The 16346-nt window shown below is 70.5% G+C and carries 13 protein-coding genes and 1 pseudogene; 8 read left to right on the top strand and 6 right to left on the bottom strand.

Annotation, left to right across the window (positions count from 1 at the left end; genetic code table 11):
• The first annotated feature begins 30 nt into the window (after positions 1 to 30).
• The 6 genes and pseudogenes from I004_RS35580 (at position 31) to recX (ending at position 4577) form a co-directional block, all read left to right on the top strand.
• Positions 31 to 857 (top strand): annotated as a pseudogene (locus tag I004_RS35580) (AraC family transcriptional regulator).
• Between the two features lie 140 nt (positions 858 to 997).
• Entirely contained in the window at positions 998 to 1831 is an 834-nt protein-coding gene (locus I004_RS35575; protein WP_078511693.1) for an AzlC family ABC transporter permease, read from the top strand.
• The gene (locus I004_RS0123295) at positions 1828 to 2142 is read left to right on the top strand and encodes an AzlD domain-containing protein (protein ID WP_028437489.1); all 315 of its coding nucleotides are present in this window, start codon (positions 1828 to 1830) and stop codon (positions 2140 to 2142) included. Before I004_RS35575 ends, I004_RS0123295 begins: the two co-directional genes overlap by 4 nt.
• A gap of 45 nt (positions 2143 to 2187) precedes the next feature.
• The gene (locus I004_RS0123290) at positions 2188 to 2382 is read left to right on the top strand and encodes a DUF3046 domain-containing protein (protein WP_028437488.1); all 195 of its coding nucleotides are present in this window, start codon (positions 2188 to 2190) and stop codon (positions 2380 to 2382) included.
• Positions 2383 to 2624: 242 nt separating this feature from the next.
• Positions 2625 to 3758 carry a recombinase RecA gene (gene recA, locus I004_RS0123285; RefSeq protein ID WP_028437487.1) on the top strand — a complete coding sequence of 378 codons (1134 nt, stop codon included), beginning with the start codon at positions 2625 to 2627 and terminating at the stop codon, positions 3756 to 3758.
• A 3-nt stretch (positions 3759 to 3761) separates the two neighbouring features.
• The gene (gene recX, locus I004_RS0123280; RefSeq protein ID WP_078511692.1) at positions 3762 to 4577 is read left to right on the top strand and encodes a recombination regulator RecX; all 816 of its coding nucleotides are present in this window, start codon (positions 3762 to 3764) and stop codon (positions 4575 to 4577) included.
• 424 nt (positions 4578 to 5001) lie between these two features.
• Here recX and I004_RS0123275 read toward each other — a convergent pair whose 3' ends face one another.
• From I004_RS0123275 to I004_RS0123255, 5 genes are all read right to left on the bottom strand, one after another.
• The gene (locus I004_RS0123275; protein ID WP_028437485.1) at positions 5002 to 6804 is read right to left on the bottom strand and encodes an FAD-dependent monooxygenase; all 1803 of its coding nucleotides are present in this window, start codon (positions 6802 to 6804) and stop codon (positions 5002 to 5004) included.
• A 226-nt stretch (positions 6805 to 7030) separates the two neighbouring features.
• Positions 7031 to 7900 carry an amino acid ABC transporter permease gene (locus tag I004_RS35570; protein WP_037977429.1) on the bottom strand — a complete coding sequence of 290 codons (870 nt, stop codon included), beginning with the start codon at positions 7898 to 7900 and terminating at the stop codon, positions 7031 to 7033.
• Positions 7897 to 8544 (bottom strand): amino acid ABC transporter permease, encoded by a 648-nt coding sequence (locus tag I004_RS0123265; protein WP_028437484.1) that lies wholly within the window; start codon positions 8542 to 8544, stop codon positions 7897 to 7899. Before I004_RS0123265 ends, I004_RS35570 begins: the two co-directional genes overlap by 4 nt.
• 152 nt (positions 8545 to 8696) lie before the next feature.
• Positions 8697 to 9617 carry a glutamate ABC transporter substrate-binding protein gene (locus I004_RS0123260; RefSeq protein WP_028437483.1) on the bottom strand — a complete coding sequence of 307 codons (921 nt, stop codon included), beginning with the start codon at positions 9615 to 9617 and terminating at the stop codon, positions 8697 to 8699.
• A 224-nt stretch (positions 9618 to 9841) separates the two neighbouring features.
• A complete protein-coding gene (locus I004_RS0123255) occupies positions 9842 to 10618 on the bottom strand; it encodes an amino acid ABC transporter ATP-binding protein (RefSeq protein ID WP_028437482.1) in 777 nt (258 codons plus the stop codon).
• A gap of 275 nt (positions 10619 to 10893) precedes the next feature.
• On the opposite strand from I004_RS0123255, the gene I004_RS0123250 reads away from it, so the two are divergent.
• Together I004_RS0123250 and I004_RS35565 are read left to right on the top strand one after the other, a co-directional pair.
• Entirely contained in the window at positions 10894 to 11613 is a 720-nt protein-coding gene (locus I004_RS0123250; RefSeq protein ID WP_028437481.1) for a response regulator transcription factor, read from the top strand.
• A gap of 29 nt (positions 11614 to 11642) precedes the next feature.
• Positions 11643 to 13118 (top strand): sensor histidine kinase, encoded by a 1476-nt coding sequence (locus I004_RS35565; protein WP_078511691.1) that lies wholly within the window; start codon positions 11643 to 11645, stop codon positions 13116 to 13118.
• A gap of 102 nt (positions 13119 to 13220) precedes the next feature.
• Here the strand turns inward: I004_RS35565 and I004_RS0123240 are convergent, their stop codons facing one another.
• Positions 13221 to 16265, bottom strand: coding sequence for a glycoside hydrolase family 38 N-terminal domain-containing protein (locus tag I004_RS0123240; RefSeq protein ID WP_028437480.1), 3045 nt, complete (start codon positions 16263 to 16265; stop codon positions 13221 to 13223).
• Positions 16266 to 16346: the final 81 nt, after the last annotated feature.

The following is a 16346-nucleotide window of genomic DNA, read 5'->3' as shown; positions in this document are numbered from 1 at the left end:
CAACGCCGCAGCACGGCGCAGAATGGGCGCATGGGAACGGTCGAGAGCGCGCGGCACTGGCAGCACCCGCAGCTGCCGGACGTCGATCTGCTGCGCGCCCGGTACCTGCGCAAGACCTTCGCCCGGCACACGCACGACGCCTATGTGATCGGGGCCATCGCCGAGGGCGTGGAGGCATTCGAGCACCGCGGTGTCGAGCACCGTGCCGGGCCGGGTGGACTCGCGCTGATCAATCCCGGTGTCCCGCACTCGGCGCACGCGGGCAGCCCGGAGGGCTGGCGCTACGACGTGCTCTATCCGGCACCCTCGCTGGTCGCGCGCATAGCCGCCGAGACGACATCGCTCCGCGGCACTCCCGGCTTCGTCACCACGTCCGTCGACGACCCCGACAGCGCGGCCCTCATCGCCCGCGTGCACCGCGCGGCGGAGGGCGGCCAGGCACTTGCCGCGGACAGCCTGATGCGGATCGCGATAGCCCGGGTGCTGCGGCTGTACGGAGGTCCGATCCCGTCCCGGCCCGTCGCCACGGCGGGAGCCCGCACGGCCGAGCGCGCACGCGCGGTCCTGGAGGAGCGGATGGCGGATCCTCCCACCCTTGAGGCGCTTGCCGGCGAGCTGGCCACCGGCACCTTCTCGCTGCTGCGGGCGTATCGCGAGCGGTACGGGATGCCGCCGCACGCCTGGCTGACCGATGCCCGTGTGCACCGGGCACGCAGGCTGCTCGCGCCGGCGTGCCGCTCGCGGAGACCGCTGCGGCGGTGGGTTTCACGGATCAGTCGCATCTCAGCCGGCACTTCGGACGGATCGTGGGCGTGCCGCCCGGCGCCTACCAGCGTGAGCGTCTGCGGCCCGGCTGAACTGCCTGAGAAGGGGTGTTCGCGTCCGTCCCGGCGGTGCGATGTCCCTGAGCGCGATCTCCCTGAGTGCGATCTCCCTGAACAGGCGGGAGCGCAAGAACGTACAAGACCGCTGTCGGCCCCGTGACTAGCGTGAGGCCGTGCTCGAACAGAAGAACGGCTTCCAGCTCAGCGCCGGCCCGCCCTCCGGCAACGGAACCGACGACCGCGGCGTCGTACGCGACGCCCTCGGCGTGGGCGTCGCCGTCGGGCTGTCCGGATTCGCCTTCGGGGTGACGGCGGCCGGTGCGGGCATCAGCCTGCCCCAGACGTGCGCGCTCAGCCTGTTCGTCTTCACCGGCGCCTCGCAGTTCGCTCTCGTCGGCGCGCTCGCGGCGGGCGCGAGCCCGCTCACCGCCGCCGCGGGAGCCTTCTTCCTGGGCGTGCGGAACGCCTTCTACGGGCTGCGGCTCGCCACCCTGCTGCGGCTGCCGGGCGCGATACGTCCCTTCGCCGCCCATATGGTGATCGACGAGACAGCGGCGGTGACCCTCGCCCAGCGCACCCGGCGGGGAGCGCGGATCGGCTTCACCGTCACGGGCGTGACCCTCTTCGTGCTGTGGAACCTCACCACGCTGCTGGGGGCGCTGGGTGCCGGAGCACTGGGCGACACGAAGACGTGGGGACTGGACGCGGCGGGTCCCGCGGTCTTCCTCGCGCTGCTGGCGCCCATGCTCAGTACCACCTCCGCGCGCGCGACCGCCGCCCTCGCCGTCGCCCTCGGGCTCGGGCTGCTGCCCGTGCTCCCGGGCGGTGTGCCGGTGCTGCTCGCGGCGCTGGCGGCGCCCGCGGTACTGCTGCTGCGGGGACGCAGGGATCAGAAGCGGGACCGGGAGCCGGAGCAGGAGCCTGACGCGGCGGCAGGTCCGGAGGCGGGCGTCGGCCCCGAGGTCTCCGACGAGGGCGGCCGGCAGACGGGGGAGGAGCGGCGATGAGCGTGTGGATCGCGATCGGCCTGACGGCGCTGGGCTGCTACGCCGCGAAGCTGCTGGGGCTGTCGGTGCCGGAGGGAATGCTGGAACGCCCGCTCGTCAAGCGGCTGGTGACGCTGCTTCCGGTCGCTCTGCTCGCCGCGCTGACGGCGCAGCAGACCTTCAGCGAGGGCGGCGCGCTGCTGCTGGACGCGAAGGCGGCGGGACTGGCCGCGGCTGCGGTGGTGCTGTTGCTGCGTGCGCCCTTCCTCGTCGTGATCGCGGCGGCTGTGCTGGTCACCGCGGCGGTACGGGCCCTGGGCTGGGCCCCGTGAGGGGAGGGCGGACGGCCGGGTCGCGCCGGGCTGGATACTGGTCGCATGCGGTTGACGGACTTCTGGCAGCGGATGGCGGACCACTTCGGCGAGTCCTATGCGGACTCCTTCTCGCGTGACCATGTGATGGCCGATCTCGGCGGCCGCACGGTGTGCGAGGCGCTGGAGGCCGGCTGGGACGCGAAGGACGTCTGGCGGATCGTGTGCGCCGTGATGGATGTGCCCGCCGACAAGAGGTGACCGGCCGTCGCTCTGTCGCCGGACCGGCCCAACTCGCCCTTTTGAGCAGGGATTTCGGGAGTTTTCCACAGAATATCGGAGTACCTTGACGCCAAAATCGAACATCGATTCTCATGGAGGCCCTGGCGGGTACTCCCGCTCCCGCCTACCCGGGCGAGGAGCAGGGGCCGGGCCGATTGTCAGTGGCAGACGCTAGCGTCTTGGACGTGAAGCGATCGACTCAAGCAAACCGGGTGGCACCCATGGCAGAAACCGACCGCGAGAAGGCGCTCGAAACCGCCCTCGCGCAGATTGAACGGCAGTTCGGCAAGGGCGCCGTGATGCGCATGGGGGAGCGGCCGAACGAGCCGGTCGAGGTCATCCCCACAGGGTCCACCGCCCTCGATGTAGCTCTCGGCGTCGGAGGTCTTCCGCGCGGCCGAGTGGTGGAGGTGTACGGGCCGGAGTCCTCCGGCAAGACGACCCTGACGTTGCACGCGGTGGCCAACGCCCAGAAGGGCGGCGGCACTGTCGCATTCGTCGACGCCGAGCACGCACTCGACCCCGAGTACGCGAAGAAGCTCGGTGTGGACACGGACGCGCTGATCCTCTCCCAGCCGGACAACGGCGAACAGGCGCTGGAAATCGTCGACATGCTCATCCGCTCGGGCGCGCTCGACCTGATCGTCATCGACTCCGTGGCCGCGCTCGTGCCGCGCGCGGAGATCGAGGGCGAGATGGGCGACTCGCACGTGGGCCTCCAGGCCCGGCTGATGAGCCAGGCGCTGCGGAAGATCACGGGAGCGCTCAGCCACTCCAAGACCACGGCGATCTTCATCAACCAGCTGCGCGAGAAGGTCGGCGTGATGTTCGGCTCGCCCGAGACGACGACCGGCGGCCGGGCACTGAAGTTCTACGCCTCCGTGCGGCTCGACATCCGCCGCATCGAGACGCTCAAGGACGGCACGGACGCGGTGGGCAACCGCACCCGCGTCAAGGTCGTCAAGAACAAGGTCGCCCCGCCCTTCAAGCAGGCCGAGTTCGACATCCTCTACGGGCAGGGCATCAGCCGCGAGGGCGGGCTGATCGACATGGGCGTGGAGAACGGTTTCATCCGCAAGTCCGGCGCCTGGTACACGTACGAGGGCGATCAGCTGGGCCAGGGCAAGGAGAACGCCCGTAACTTCCTGCGGGACAACCCCGACCTGGCCAACGAGATCGAGAAGAAGATCAAGGAGAAGCTGGGCATCGGAGTGGTGCCGGAGGAGCCGGGCGGCGAGCCCGGTGCCGATGCCGCCGGCGCTGCGGCGCCCCCGGTGGACGGTGCCGCCGACGCGGCCAAGACGGTCCCCGCGCCGAAGGCGAAGGCTCCCAAGTCCGCTGCCGCGAAGAGCTGATCCGTGACACGGCGCACCCAATGGCCGGTCCAGGAAGACAGCGGTGGCTCCTCTTCGTCGAGGGCCGAGGCGGGGCCACCGCGTACGACACGCAGCTCACGCAGGCGTAAGTCCGGCCCGCGCCCCGGTGACGGGGTGCTGCCGGACGACGCCGAAGAGGAGCGCGAACTCCTCGGCCACGAGGGCGAGGACCAGCTGGGCGAGGAGACCGACGGGCACGCCGAGGGGCATCAGGAAGGCGCCGATGACGGGACCCCGGAGCAGGACGGGGAGAGCATCCCGTCTCGGCGTGCCCGGGACGCGGGCCCGGAGCAGGATCCGGCGGAGCGCGCACGCGCGATCTGTCTGAGGCTGCTCACCGGTACGCCGCGGACGCGTCGGCAGCTCGCAGACGCGCTGCGGAAGCGGGAGATCCCCGACGAGGTCGCTGAGGAGGTGCTCTCCCGCTTCGAGGAGGTCGGGCTGATCGACGACGTCGCCTTCGCCGACGCATGGGTCGAGTCCCGGCATCACAGCCGCGGGCTGGCACGCCGGGCCCTGGCCCGGGAGCTGCGCACCAAGGGTGTGGAGCCCCAGGTCGTCGAGAACGCCGTCGGGCAGCTCGACCCTGAGCGCGAGGCGGAGACGGCACGCGCGCTGGTGGAGGGCAAGCTGCGCTCCACCAGGGGGCTCGACCGCGAGAAGCGCATACGGCGGCTTGCCGGGATGCTGGCCCGCAGGGGGTACGGCGAAGGGCTGGCGCTGCGCGTGGTGCGGAAGGCGCTGGAGGAGGAAGGGGAGGACCCGGAGACGCTGGACCGGTTCCTGCCCGGCGACTGACCCGGAGCCCGTGCCCTCACGGGTCAGGTCCGGGGCGCGCGTCGGCGAGGCCCTCGGCGCTCTCGTCGTCACCGCGGGAGCAGGGGTGAGCTGGCTCGCTGGAAGCGCCGCATCCGAGGTGCCTGCGACCGGCCTCTCCAAGCCACGGCGCGTGCCGACCGGCTCGTGAAGGCCCGGTCCGGCGGCACGCATCCGTCTCCGTCCGGGTACGACGAGGCCGACGCACAACGCAGGGCCCCGCTCACCGAATCCGTGAAGCGCTGACGCGTCAGTGGCTCGGCGGCGCCTTCTCGAACCGGTCACACTCGCAAGTGCCCTGCGGCCGAAGGCCAGTTGTGCCGCTGCCTCGCACCGGCCGGCCGGGTGCCCGCATCCGCACGCATCGGAGCGGCGCGCAAAGCCCGCCCCGTCCGCATCCTCACGTCTAGCGCCGGGCCCTGCGATATGTGGCCGGCTGGTTCCCCGGGAGGGTGCCGCCCCGCACCGCGTCCGCGCACGCCCGCAGCTCGGCGGTGCGCGGCCCGGGCAGGGCCGCCACCAGATGACCGTCGGGCCGTATGACCAGCACGGTGTGGGCTGCCGCGCCCGGGTACTGCTCCGTCACGAGAAGCTGTGCCTTCAGCGGCAATGCGTCTACGGCCGCGGCCAGTTCGGGCATCATGCCCGCCGACAGCCAGTGGCGGCTGTCCCACACGGCCGTACCGGGAGCGACGAGCAGGACCAGCAATTCGCTGCCCGAGCCGCACAGTTGCCCGCGCAGCCTGCCGCGCTCACCGTCCAGTGCGATGACCGGTACGTCGTCCACAGGCGCCCCGGGCGGGGTGCCCACCGGCACCGTTTCGACCGCGTTCCCCGCCGGAGTGAGCGGCGAGCGCCGGTAGGTGGCCGGACCTCCCAGGAGTCCCCGCCCCAGATGCCCGTCGGTGAGCAGTTCCATCGGCGTGCGGGCACCGCCGCCCGGCAGCATCGACCGCAGCCCTCCGCCCTCCCGGCGCACGAGCGGAAGTGCCTGATCGACGGCGCGCAGCCGGGCGCTGACGGCGCCGCGCCGTTCCGTCTCGTAGCTGTCCAGGAGCACGTCGATCGCGTCCCGGTCGATGCGCGGCCCCCGCACACCGTTGGCCTCGTGCCAGGCCAGCGCGAGTTTCCAGGCGAGGTTGGCGGCGTCGCGCAGTCCTTCGTCGACGGACTGGACGCCGAGCGCGCCGACGAGGTGGGCCGCATCGCCCGCGAGGAACGTACGCTCCACACGCCACCGGCGCGCGAGCCGCTGGTGCGAGGTGTGGACCCCGGTGTCGAGGAGTTCGTACCGCACTGCCTCACTCGCGCTGGAGCCTTCGCCGCCCCGGCCGCGCGCGTCCCGGTTCCACTGCCCGAGGGTGACCTGCACGCGTTCCAACAGGGCCTCGGGTGTGACGAGTTCGCCGCGTGGCGGGAGGAGCCAGTCGAGCCGCCACACGCCGTCGGGCAGCGGCCGCGCCGTCACCTCGGCCTGCGGCCTGCCCGCCCGGCCCCCGCTCCCGGCACCCAATTCACGGTGTAGCAGGGCCTGTTGCTCCCACGGTAGCTCCGCGCGAAGCGCGGCCACCGCATGCCGCTCCACGGCTGTGCGCCCCGCGAATCCGACGCCGAGGAGTTTCCGCACGGTCGACCGCGCTCCGTCGCAGCCCACCAGATAACTGCCGCGCCACCATGTGCCACCTCGGCCCGCGCCCGCGGCCCTGCCGCCCTCCCGTCCGGTGGCGACAGAGTCACCCGTGCCGTCACCGTCGTCCTGATCGCCGGCCGGGGTGGCCGAACCGCGCGGCCGTGTGTGCGCGGTGACGCCCGTCGCGTCCTGCTCGATGATGTCGACATGGCTGCGGGTGACGACGTGGGCGAGCTTCTCCCGCGCGAGCGCGGCCCGCAGCCCGCGCTCCAGCGCGTGCTGCTCCACGTGGACCGGTGAGCTCTCCTCTGTCAACTCGATGGCCTGGACGAGCTGTTGGCGCCGCCGCGTGCTCCAGCGCGTCCAGCGTGCGCCGGGAACGGTCGCGTGCGGCGCCGCCGTCGCGGCCAGCCAGGAGGCGGTGTCGGGGCGCAGCACACAGCTGCGGGCGCCGCGTTGGGTGACCTCGCCGTCGCTGTTGTCCAGCACGAGTGAGGGGACGCCGGACCTTGCGAGCGCCAGCGACAGCGCGAGTCCGGCCGGCCCCGCGCCGACGACGATGATTTCCGACTCGCTCACGCGCGGGTCCCCGTGCGGTGAAGGGCACTGCGAACCGCCCGGCCCGCACACGCGGTTGAGGAGGGAAAAGCCGGAACGGGTGGAGCACAGAGCGCGATCACAAACGTATGCAACCCAGTGCCAGGTCACCCGTCAAGCTGAGCCGGAACGGCGGGAGCGGCGGTCCGGACACATGGTGACAAGTCCGGTCCGCCGCTCCCGCGGCCGCTCTACTGCGAGAACCGCGTCAGGCCACGTTCCCGACGCCCGCGCCCTCGGGGGTCGCGGTCTGCGCGTCGGCCACCTTGATGCCCGTCTTGGCGCGTCGGCCGCGCCGCTCGATCCAGTTGGCGAGCGCGGAGAGCGCGAGGCACATGGCGACGTAGATGGCACCGAAGACCAGGACCACCGGCACGTACGGGTTCTCCCCGTCGACCAGGATCGTGCTGGCCATCTGCCGCCCGGCGTAGAGGAGTTCCTCGTACGTGATGACGAAGCCGAGCGAGGTGTCCTTCAGCGTGACGACGAGCTGGCTGACGATCGTCGGCAGCATGGACCGCACGGCCTGCGGGATGAGAACCGTCGTCATCACCTGGGTCTTGCTCATGCCCAGCGCGTACGCGGCCTCGCTCTGGCCCTTCGGCACGGCGAGGATGCCGGCGCGCAGCACCTCGGCCTGCACGGCGCCGTTGTAGAGGGTGAGGCCGATGACGACGGCCCACAGCGGCTCCTTGGTGAAGAAGCCGACCCACAGCACGTAGATGGTGATCAGCAGAGGCACGGCCCGGAAGAGTTCGATGACGCTCGTGGACACCCAGCTGACGGGCTTGTGGTCGGACAGGCGCCCCACGGCGAGGACCACGGCGAGCACCAGCGACAGCACGCCAGCCATCGCGAATGCCTCAAGCGTGCTGACGAGGCCCGTGACGATCGAGTTGCGCACTCCGGCGTAGTTGAAGATGTCCCACATCGCCCCGTCCAGCTGGCCCTTGGCGGCCAGCCGGTAGACGACGAAGGCGATCAGCGCCACGAGCGCGGCGGAGCCGACGACGGCGAAAGTGCGGTTGCGCGCGCGAGCCTTGGGCCCCGGCGCGTCGAAGAGTACGGACGAGCTCATCGGGCGACCTCCAGCCTGCGCTCGAGCAGCCGGAAGAAGCCGCTGACGAGGAAGACGAGCACGAGGTATGCGAGGGCCACCCAGACGAAGATGACCATGACGTTGAAGCCCTTGTCGCTCAGCACCTTCTGGACGCTGAAGAGTTCGGGGTTGTTGAAGGCGCCGGCGATGGCGGAGTTCTTCGTGAGCGCGATCATGATGCTGCTCAGCGGGGGGATCACGGTCCGGGTCGCCTGCGGCAGTACGACCATGCGGAGCGTCTGGACGAACGTCATGCCCAGACTCCGCGCGGCCTCTGCCTGACCCATCGGCACGGTGTTGATGCCGGAGCGCACCGCCTCGCAGACGAACGACGAGGTGTAGAAGCCCAGCGCCAGCACGCCCAGGATGTAGGAACTGATGCCGGGGAAGGCGATCTGCGGCAGTACGAAGAAGGCCACGAGGAACAGCAGCGTCAGCGGCGTGTTCCGCAGGAGCGTCACCCACGCGGTGCCGAACGCGCGCAGCGGCGGCACCGGCGAGACCCGGAAGCCGGCTATCAGTACGCCGAGTACGAGCGCGAGCACGGCACTCGCCGCGGTCAGTGAGACCGTTCCGATGAATCCGTCACGGAACAGGTCCAAGTGGTCGAGCAGAACATTCATAGGGTCTCCGCAGGGCGGTCAGGGAAAGCCGTGTCCCGTACGCCCGCCCGCGAGGACGGGCGTACGGGACACGGAGCGGCGCCGGCCTGCCGGTCAGGCGTGACCGCCGCGCGAGGTGGGATGAGCCGTCGGACCAGCCGTCGGCCGAGCCGTCAGTCGCGCTCCAGGGCCGGCGGCTCCTCGAACTTCGAACCGGAGCGGCCCAGCGTCGCGTCGTAGGCCTTCTTGTAGCTGCCGTCCTTCTGGTGCGCCTCGACGGCGTCGAGCACGGCGTTCTGCAGCTCCTTGTCGTCCTTCTTCAGACCGATGCCGTACGGCTCCTCGCTGAAGGTCTCGCCGACGACCTTCAGCTTCTTGGGACGCTCCGCGGCGTAGCCCTTGAGGATGGCGTCATCGGTGGTCATGGCGTCGACCTGGCCGTCGATGAGCTGCTTGACGCAGTCCGTGTACTTGCCGAACTCGACCGGCTCGGCGCCGTACTTGGACTTGTTGTCCTTGAGGTTCTGCAGCGGCGTCGAGCCGGTGATCGAGCAGACCTTCTTGCCCTTGATGCTGTCCGGGCCCTTGATCGACTTCTCGTCCTTGCGGACCAGGAGGTCCTGTCCGGCCATGTAGTACGGGCCGGCGAAGCTGACCTGCTTCTTCCGCTCGTCGTTGATGGTGTACGTGCCGACCATCAGATCGACCTGGCCCTTGGAGATCGCGGTCTCGCGGACGGAGGAGTCGATGGTCTTGAACTGGATGTCCTTGGCCGCGAAGCCGAGGTCGGCGGCGACCATCTTGGCGACCTCGATGTCGAAGCCCTCGTACTTCTTCGAGGAGGGGTCCTGGAAGCCGAGGTAGGGCTGGTCGGACTTGGCGCCGATGATCAGCTTGCCCCGCTTCTGTGCCTTCTCGATCACAGGCGAGTCGATCTTGACGTCCTTGGCGACCTCGTACTTCGGAAGCGCCTTGGTGTCCGTGTCGCCACCGGGCTTGTCGCCGGCGGGGCCTTCCTTGCCTCCGCAGGCAGTGGCGGACAGGGCGAGAGTGAGGACCACGGCCGCCGAGGCGGCGGGCTTACGGAACTTCATGATGGGCATCCCTTGCTCGGTGTTCTGCTGGTCGGCGGTCGTTGCACAACCGGTCGTGCGGGTCGCCGGCCCCTCGGATCCGCTGCCGCGGGGGCCGACCTCCCGGCTGCCGGTGGGGTGGCAGCCGGACGGCCGGCGAACCGGGCGGCGGGTGGACCGGCGGTCGTTGCGGGGGGCGTCTGGGATCTGGATCGGATCTGCTCGGAACTCCGCTCAGCGGCACATCAGTGGTGAAGGATCTTCGCCAGGAAGTCCTTCGCCCGGTCACTGCGGGGATTGTTGAAGAACTGCTCCGGTGTCGCCTCCTCGACGATCCGGCCGTCCGACATGAAGACGACCCGGTTGGCAGCCGAGCGTGCGAAGCCCATCTCGTGGGTGACGACGACCATCGTCATGCCCTCGTCGGCGAGCTGCTTCATCACCTCAAGGACCTCGTTGATCATCTCAGGGTCGAGCGCGGAGGTGGGCTCGTCGAAGAGCATCACCTTGGGGTCCATGGCGAGCGCGCGGGCGATGGCCACCCGCTGCTGCTGACCGCCGGAGAGCTGCGCGGGGTACTTGTCGGCCTGGTTGCCGACGCCGACGCGGTCCAGGAGCGCCCGAGCCTTCTGCTCGGCCGCCTGCTTGTCGGTGCGGCGGACCTTGGTCTGCCCGAGCATCACGTTCTCCAGCACCGTCTTGTGCGCGAAGAGGTTGAACGCCTGGAAGACCATGCCGACGTCCGCACGCAGCTTGGCCAGCGGCTTTCCCTCCTGGGGCAGCGGCTTGCCGTCGATCGAGATGCTGCCGGAGTCGACCGTCTCGAGACGGTTGATGGTGCGGCACAGCGTGGACTTGCCCGACCCCGAGGGCCCGATGACGACGACGACCTCTCCGCGCGCGATGGTCAGGTCGATGTCCTGGAGTACGTGCAACGCACCGAAGTGCTTGTTGACGTTGTCCAGTACGACCAGCTTGTCCGCAGCGGGAGCGGCATCCCTGGGCGCCGGTACTTCGCTCATCGGCGTGTAGCTCCGTCCTCGTCGGTTGCGAGGACACTAATGAGCGACCGCGGCCAGCGTCATTACATCTGAGGGGAAATTGAGCATAACGATCCCGTCGCGGAACGGACCCGGCCGCACCGTGACCTCGGAATCCGTAGTCTGTCGTACCGGCTGCATAACAGAACCCCGCCAGCGACCGGGAGCCCCTTGACTCACCTGCGCCGGTACGGGTTGATGCAGTGCTGCGGTGTGTCCGCCGCGGACCCGGAACGGCATCACGGAGGGAGGCCCGCGTGAGGTTGCTGCTCATCGAGGACGACAATCACGTCGCCGCGGCGCTCTCGGCCGTGCTCGGGCGCCATGGCTTCGACGTGGTGCACGCCCGCAGCGGCGAGGAGGCCCTTCGTGCGCTGCTTCCCTCGGCCGACGTGACTCCCTTCGGCGTCGTACTGCTCGACCTGGGCCTGCCCGACCAGGACGGCTTCGAGGTGTGCGGCCGCATAAGGAAGATCAGCTCCACGCCCGTGATCATGGTGACGGCGCGCGGCGGCGTACGCTCCCGCATCCACGGCCTCAACCTCGGCGCCGACGACTACGTGGTCAAGCCGTACGACACCGGGGAACTGCTCGCCCGCATCCACGCCGTCAGCCGCCGTGCCGCCTCCGAGGAGAGCGCCGAGACCGCACGGGACGAGGGCACACCCACGGAGAGCACCCTCCGTGTCGGTGCCGTCACCATCGAGCTGCCCACGCGGCAGGTGTGCGTCGACGGCGACTCCGTGGCCCTGACGCGCAAGGAGTTCGACGTGCTGGCCCTGCTCGCGCAGCGCCCCGGCGTCGTCTTCCGGCGCGAGCAGATCATCAGCGAGGTCTGGCGCACCAGCTGGGAGGGCACCGGGCGGACGCTGGAGGTGCACGTGGCGTCGCTGCGCTCCAAGCTGCGCCTGCCCGCACTGATCGAGACCGTACGAGGCGTCGGCTACCGCCTCGTCGAGCCGCAGCAGACGGCTTAGGCCTACGGACCCGGGGGCCGGAAGAGACCATGCACGCCCGACTGCTGCCACTGCTGATCATTCTGCTCACCGGTGTGCTGCTCGCCCTCGGCTTCCCGCTCGCCATGAGCCAGGCCGCCACCGAGCAGCAGCGCGTGGTCGTCGACCGCATCGACGACACGGCGCGTTTCGCAGCCCTCGCCCAGTTCGTGGCCTCCTCGCCCGACGAGGGTGAGCGCCGCGCCATACTCCAGGACGAGCTGGACCGCTATCACTCCCTCTACGGCATCGAGGTCGGCGTCTTCCTCCGCGACGGGCGCGCCCTGGGCGTCGCGCCCGGCGGCTGGAAGGTGCCCGACTCCGGCCAGGGCGCCGACGCATTCGCCGAGGCACTCGCGGGACGCCGCAGCCACGACCCGGAGCAGGTCTGGCCCTGGCAGGAGGGTCACATCGCCGTCGCGTCGCCGGTCATCCGGGACGGCGACGTGGCCGCCGTCGTGCTCACCGAATCACCGACCGGACAGCTGCGCTCGCGCATCCTTCAGGGCTGGCTCCCGATCGTCGCGGGCGAGGCGACGGCGATGCTGCTCGCCGTCGGGCTCGCGCTGCGCCTGACGGGCTGGGTGCTGCGTCCCGTACGGACGCTGGACCGTGCCACCCACGAGATCGCCGTCGGCCAGTTCAAGTCCCGCGTTGCCGCGTCGGGCGGGCCGCCGGAGCTGCGGCGGCTGGCCCGCTCGTTCAACGAGATGGCCGACAACGTCGAGGGCGCGCTGGAGCAGCAGCGTGCGTTCGTCGCCGACGCCTCGCACCAGCTCCGTAACCCGCTCTCCGCGCTGCTGCTGCGCATCGAGCTGCTCGGCCTCGAACTGCCCGAGGCGGACGAGGAGTTCAAGTCCGTGCAGGCCGAGGGGAACCGTCTGGCGCGGGTGCTGGACGATCTGCTCGACCTGGCCCTGGCCGAGCACACCTCCGCGGATCTCCGGCTGACGGATGTGGCGGAGGTGGCGGCCGAGCGCGTGGAGGCGTGGCTGCCCGTGGCCGAGATCAAGGGCGTCGTGATGGAGTCGGCCGGCCCTCAGGCCGTGACGGGATGGGCCGACCCCGTCGCCCTCTCCAGCGCCCTGGACGCGGTCGTCGACAACGCGATCAAGTTCACGCCGGAGGGCGAGCGGGTCACGGTGAGCGTCTCCCGGGACGGCGAGAGCGTCGTCGTGGAGGTCGCCGACCACGGGCCCGGGCTCAGCGAGGACGAGATGGAACGCATCGGCGACCGCTTCTGGCGGAGCAGCCGGCACCAGAACATCTCCGGCTCGGGGCTCGGGCTGTCCATCACCAGGGCGCTGCTCGACTCGGGCGGCGCGAAGCTCACCTACGCGCACAACGAGCCGAAGGGTCTGTGCGTCCTGATCACCGTGCCGCGCAGCCGGCCGACGACGGACGACGCCGGGAGCGACGTCGAGTCGGTCAGGGAGGTCGTCTCCCTCACGAAGCGGCCGCAGGAGACGGCGGGAGCGGACACCTGACGTCCGGATTCGACACTTGACGCGACGCGACGCGCGATGCGAACGGCCCGGCCACGGAAGGAAGTTCGCCGCCGAGGCCGGGCCGTTCGCGCAGGCCGTGTCTTACTGCCCCTTCGCCCTCGCGAAACGCAGCGTGAGGATCTGGAACGGGCGCAGGGTGACCTCCACGGAACCGTCCGCCGACAGCTCGCGGGGGGCGGCATCCGGCAGCGGACGCTCCAGCAGGTCCGTCTCGCTCACCGAGGTGACGGGCGTCCCCGTGGAGAGCACCGCGTGTGCCCGCCCGCCGTGCGATTCGTAGAGGCGCACCACCAGATCGCCGCTGCGGTCGTCCGCCAGCTTGAGCGCCTCGACGACCACCTGGTCGTTGTCGACACCGACCAGCGGGGCGACGGTGCCGCCGGCTCCCCGCACCGTGCGCTCCGGCAGGTTGATCCAGTGGCCCTCCCGCACCGCGTCGCCCACGGTCGCGCCCGGTGCGAGCGCGAACCGCAGCCGGTGCGATCCCTGGTCGGTCTCGGGGTCCGGGTAGCGGGGCGCACGCAGCAGAGACAGCCGCACGGTGGTGGTCTGACCGCCGTCCTCGCGGACCGTACGCGTCACGTCGTGCCCGTACGTCGAGTCGTTGACCAGCGCGGCGCCCCAGCCCGGCTCCTCGACCTGCAGCCAGCGGTGCGCGCAGATCTCGAACTTCGCCGACTCCCATGAGGTGTTGGTGTGCGTCGGACGGAAGACGTGCCCGAACTGCGTCTCGGCCGCGGAACGGTCCGCCTTCACATCCAGCGGGAAGGCCGCCTTGAGGAACATCTCGCTCTCGTGCCAGTCCACTTCGGTGTCGATGTCGAGCACCTTCGAACCGGCGCGCAGCGTCAGCCGCTGCACCACGCTCGAACCGCCGAAGGAACGCACGACGCGGATGGTCGCCCGGCCCTCGCCGGACTCGGACAGCTCCAGCTCGTCCGTGCCGGTCAGGTCGGTGACGTTGTGCCGGTAGAAGGCGTCGACGTCCCAGGCGTCCCAGTGGTTGGGCAGATCCGGGTGCACCTGGAGGAGGTTGGCCGCCTCACCCGGTGCGACGCTCTCGCGGCGGGCGTCCTTGTCGTACGCGGAGACGACCAGGCCCCGCCCGTCCACCTCGATACGCAGCAGCCCGTTGGCCAGTACCCAGCCGCCGCCGGGCCGTTCCTCCGCCGTGACGGGCGTACCGCCGGTGCGCTCACGGGCGGGAGCCCCCCCGCCGGCGGCCACGCCGTCGCGCGCGTGCGGTGCGGCGTTGAAGGTGACCGGGACGTCGCCCTCGCCCGCCAGGCCGGACTGCGCCGCCGCGATGATCTCCTCGAGCTCCGCCCGCACACGCGCGTACGTCTCGCGCGCCTCACGGTGCACCCAGGCGATCGACGAGCCGGGCAGGATGTCGTGGAACTGGTGCAGAAGCACCGTCTTCCACAGCTCGTCCAGCTGCTCGTACGGATAGGTGTGCCCGGTGCGTACCGCCGCCGTCGCGGCCCACAACTCGGCCTCGCGCAGCAGGGATTCGCTGTGGCGGTTGCCCTGCTTGGTCTTCGCCTGCGAGGTGTACGTGCCGCGGTGCAACTCCAGATACAGCTCGCCGGCCCACACCGGGGCCTTCGTGCCGTACTCCTCGTGCGCCTTGGAGAAGAAGGCCGAGGGCTTCTCGACCGTCACCCGCGGGGAGCCCTCCAGGTCCTTCAGCCGCTCGGCCCGCGCCAGCATCTCGCGCGTCGATCCGCCGCCGCCGTCGCCCCAGCCGAAGGGCGCGAGCGAACGCGTACCGGCGCCCTTCTCCTGATAGTTGCGGGCGGCGTGCGCCATCTCGGCGCCGCCCAGGTCGGAGTTGTAGGTGTCCACGGGCGGGAAGTGCGTGAAGACCCGAGTGCCGTCGATTCCCTCCCACCAGAACGTGTGGTGCGGGAACTTGTTCGTCTCGCTCCAGGAGATCTTTTGCGTCAGGAACCACTTCGCTCCCGCCAGCTTCACGATCTGCGGCATCGCTGCCGTGTAGCCGAACGAGTCAGGCAGCCAGACCTCCTTCGTCTCGACGCCGAACTCCTCCAGGAAGAAGCGCTTCCCGTAGACGAACTGCCGGGCCATGGCCTCGCCGCCGACCATGTTCGTGTCGGACTCGACCCACATGCCGCCCACCGGCACGAACTGGCCGTCCGCCACCTTCTTCTTCACCTTCGCGTAGACCTCGGGCCGGTAGTTCTTGATCCACTCCAGTTGCTGGGCCGAGGACATGGCGAAGACGAAGTCGGGGTGGTCGTCCATGAGGTTGACCATGTTCGACGCCGTACGGGCCACCTTCCGTACGGTCTCCCGCAGCGGCCACAGCCACGCCGAGTCGATGTGCGCGTGCCCGACGGCGCTGATCCGGTGCGCCGAGGGACGTGCCGGAGTGGAGAGCACGCCATTGAGCGCGGCCCGTGCGCGGGAGGCGTTGCCAACGATGTCATGAACGCCGAGAGCGTCCAGCGAATCCTCGATCGCACGCAGCAGCTCCCATCGCCGCGCGTCCTCCAGCGGCAGCTCCCGCATCAGCGAACCGGCGACCTCCAGGTCCTGCACGAGCTCCCAGACCTCGCTCTCGAAGACGGCGAGGTCCATCCGCCGCAGCTGGTAGAGCGGGCGGTCGCTGGAAGTGAGCTTGTCGCCCTGGTACGTCGGCGTCTGGGGCGTGTTGACGATGGGGTTCGCCGCCGCCTCGACGAACAGCTCCACGGATTCGCCGCCGCCGGCCGCATCGGCGATGCGCACCCAGTCGTTGCGGGGGTTGAGCGCCTTGACGGCTTCGCCGTCCGCCCGGTAGATCAGGCCCTCGCACTGGAAGCCCGGCATGTTCCGCTGAAAGCCGAGATCCAGCACCGCCTCGACGGTCCGGCCCTTCCACTCCTCCGGCACCCGGCCGGTGACCTTGAACCAGGTCGTACCCCACGCCGGGCCCCACCGATCACCGGCCTTCGAGGGCCCGTACGTGGCGGCGAGCCCCTCCGCGACGGGCACGGGCTCACCCGGGACGTCCCAACGCTCGACGGTCAGAGGCAGGGGGCTGCTGTATACGGCTGGCTTGATGCGTTCGGCCAGGACACGGCGAAGGCGGTCCTCGACGATGCGGCGGTCGTCGTGCATGGCGGCTGCTCCGATCTGCGGGTCCTCTGGTCCTCGTTACGTTCCACCTGGTGAGGAGCCTGCCATCCCGCTGGCCGCAGC

The organism is Streptomyces sp. TAA486 (assembly GCF_000426165.1).
The sequence above is the reverse complement of the archived record's forward strand: the minus strand, read 5'-3'. Positions and strand labels throughout refer to the sequence as shown.

Excerpts from the sequence above, each read along its gene's own strand:
- I004_RS0123260 (WP_028437483.1), bottom strand. The coding sequence starts at position 9,617 with ATGAAGTTCCGTAAGCCCGCCGCCTCGGCGGCCGTGGTCCTCACTCTC.
- I004_RS0123290 (WP_028437488.1), top strand. The coding sequence starts at position 2,188 with ATGCGGTTGACGGACTTCTGGCAGCGGATGGCGGACCACTTCGGCGAG.
- I004_RS35565 (WP_078511691.1), top strand. The coding sequence starts at position 11,643 with ATGCACGCCCGACTGCTGCCACTGCTGATCATTCTGCTCACCGGTGTG.
- recA (WP_028437487.1), top strand. The coding sequence starts at position 2,625 with ATGGCAGAAACCGACCGCGAGAAGGCGCTCGAAACCGCCCTCGCGCAG.
- I004_RS0123240 (WP_028437480.1), bottom strand. The coding sequence starts at position 16,265 with ATGCACGACGACCGCCGCATCGTCGAGGACCGCCTTCGCCGTGTCCTG.
- I004_RS35570 (WP_037977429.1), bottom strand. The coding sequence starts at position 7,900 with ATGAGCTCGTCCGTACTCTTCGACGCGCCGGGGCCCAAGGCTCGCGCG.
- I004_RS0123255 (WP_028437482.1), bottom strand. The coding sequence starts at position 10,618 with ATGAGCGAAGTACCGGCGCCCAGGGATGCCGCTCCCGCTGCGGACAAG.
- I004_RS0123295 (WP_028437489.1), top strand. The coding sequence starts at position 1,828 with ATGAGCGTGTGGATCGCGATCGGCCTGACGGCGCTGGGCTGCTACGCC.
- I004_RS0123265 (WP_028437484.1), bottom strand. The coding sequence starts at position 8,544 with ATGAATGTTCTGCTCGACCACTTGGACCTGTTCCGTGACGGATTCATC.